The 1,535-nt window shown below is 69.7% G+C and carries 3 protein-coding genes; all 3 read left to right on the top strand.

The window, feature by feature from the left end; all coding sequences use genetic code 11:
- A partial coding sequence (locus ACOADB_RS06910) for a PhzF family phenazine biosynthesis protein (RefSeq protein WP_378597220.1) occupies positions 1–438 on the top strand: 438 nt, incomplete at its 5' end.
- A gap of 26 nt (positions 439–464) precedes the next feature.
- Positions 465–1,277 carry a thymidylate synthase gene (locus tag ACOADB_RS06905; RefSeq protein ID WP_378597219.1) on the top strand — a complete coding sequence of 271 codons (813 nt, stop codon included), beginning with the start codon at positions 465–467 and terminating at the stop codon, positions 1,275–1,277.
- Positions 1,274–1,535: dihydrofolate reductase (locus tag ACOADB_RS06900; RefSeq protein WP_420280601.1), on the top strand; the 262-nt coding region annotated here is incomplete at its 3' end. The genes ACOADB_RS06905 and ACOADB_RS06900, both read left to right, overlap by 4 nt.

Here is a 1,535-nt window from a genome sequence, read left to right as displayed (position 1 = left end):
CTTGCGGCGCAGATCGCCGGCGCGCTCGGGATCGATCGTGACGAGATCCTCGACATCGCCTGGGCCGACAACGGACCCGGATGGGTCGGCGTGCGGCTCGCGTCGGCCGACGTGGTGCTCGCACTGACCCCGGACTTCGCGGCGATGCCGGTCGACGTCGGCGTGGTCGGTCCCTACCCCCAGGGCTCCGAGTGCGCGGTCGAGGTGCGTGCGTTCTGCCCACACGCCGCCGGCACGACCGAGGACCCGGTGACCGGTTCGCTCAATGCGTCGCTCGCGCAGTGGCTCGCGGGCGGCGTGCTCCCGGCGTCGTACACGGCCAGTCAGGGGACGGTCCTGGGGCGCCGCGGACGGGTCCACATCGAGACCGACGAGGCCGGTTCGATCTGGGTCGGCGGCGACACCCTGACCACGATCCTCGGGACTGTCGCACTCTGAGCGCCTTGCCCGACTAACCTGCACCTGTGCGCTCTTACCTCGACCTCGTCCAGCGGATCCTCGACGAAGGCGTGGAGAAGGGCGACCGCACCGGAACCGGCACGCTGAGCGTCTTCGGGCACCAGATGCGGTTCAACCTGGCCGAGGGCTTCCCGATGGTCACCACGAAGAAGATCCACACCCGCTCGGTGTTCGGCGAGCTGCTGTGGTTCCTCCGCGGCGACACCAACGTGAAGTGGCTGCAGGACCGCGGCATCTCGATCTGGGACGAGTGGGCCGACGACAACGGTGACCTCGGACCGGTCTACGGCTACCAATGGCGGTCCTGGCCGACACCGGACGGCGGACACGTCGACCAGATCAAGCAGATCGTCGAGCAGATCCGCCGCGACCCCGACAGCCGCCGGCACATCGTCTCGGCCTGGAACGTCGCCGACATCCCGCAGATGGCGCTCGCCCCCTGCCACACGCTCTTCCAGTTCTACGTCGCTCCCGCGGACGACGGTGGTCCGGCGCGGCTCAGCTGCCAGCTCTACCAGCGTTCGGCCGACGTGTTCCTCGGCGTGCCGTTCAACATCGCGTCGTACGCCCTGCTCACCCACATGGTCGCCCACGTGACCGGCCTGCGCGTCGGGGACTTCGTGCACACCCTCGGCGACGCGCACCTCTACTCCAACCACCTCGACCAGGCCCGGCTCCAGCTCGGCCGGGAGACGCGTGGGCTGCCCACGCTGTGGCTCGACCCCGAGGTCACCGAGCTCGACGCGTTCGACCTCGAGCACATCCGCATCGACGGCTACGACCCGCACCCCGGGATCAAGGCGCCGATCGCGGTATGAGTACCCCAGGAGGCAGGCGCGTCACGATGGTGGCGGCCGTGGCCGAGAACGGTGTGATCGGTTCGGACGCCAACATCCCCTGGCACATCCCGGCGGACTTCGCGCACTTCAAGGCGACGACCACGGGCCACGTGCTCATCATCGGCCGCACCACCCACGAGGGCATCGGCAAGCCGCTGCCCGGCCGTCAGACGATCGTGCTCACCCGCGACCCGAACTGGTCCGCCGAGGGCGTCCGGGTCGCGCACGACCTCCCCG

The sequence above is a fragment of the Nocardioides sp. CPCC 206348 genome, from assembly GCF_048654705.1.
In the GTDB taxonomy this organism is placed as follows: Bacteria; Actinomycetota; Actinomycetes; order Propionibacteriales; family Nocardioidaceae; genus Nocardioides.
This window is presented reverse-complemented; position numbering and strand designations above follow the sequence as displayed.